A 564-nucleotide genomic window follows, 5' to 3' on the forward strand; every position below is an offset into this window, starting at 1 on the left:
CGGGAACGGCGAGGGCGGCCGGTATAATGGGCGCCCCTCTCATTCCGGCGATCGACATGGCAAAGGCCGCGCGCAACAGCAAACCCGACGCGGGCTCGGGCGCCGAACCGGCGCCGCGCGCCGGTGCCGCCACGCTGAAGGACGTCGCCGAATTCGCCTGCGTCTCGAAGGCCACCGTCTCGCGCTTCGTCAACAATCCGGGCATCGTCTCGCCCGCCGTGCGCGAGCGCATCGAGGTGGCGATCAAGCATCTCGGCTGGGTGCCGCACGCGGCCGCGCGCGCCCTGGCCACGCAGCGCACCGGCACGATCGGCGCGGTGGTGCCCACGCTCTCCAACGAGCACTTCGCCACCGCGATCCAGACCCTGCAGGACGAGCTCGAAGGCGAGGGCTACACGTTGCTGCTGGCCTGCTCCGAATACGAGCTCGAACGCGAGTACCGGCAGGTGCGCAAGATGCTGGAGCGCGGCGTGGACGCGGTGGTGGTGGTGGGCGAGGGACATCATGCCGAGCTGTACCCGCTGCTCGAGCAGCGGCGCATTCCCTGCGTCAGCACCTTCACCT

1 protein-coding gene is annotated in these 564 nt (G+C 70.0%); it reads left to right on the forward strand.

Annotated features, from left to right (window positions below; genetic code table 11):
• Positions 1-26: 26 nt before the first annotated feature.
• Positions 27-564: LacI family DNA-binding transcriptional regulator (locus FQ755_RS06015; RefSeq protein WP_260858350.1), on the forward strand; the 538-nt coding region annotated here is incomplete at its 3' end.

The organism is Paraburkholderia sp. BCC1885, from assembly GCF_900996235.1.
In the GTDB taxonomy this organism is placed as follows: domain Bacteria; phylum Pseudomonadota; class Gammaproteobacteria; order Burkholderiales; family Burkholderiaceae; genus Paraburkholderia.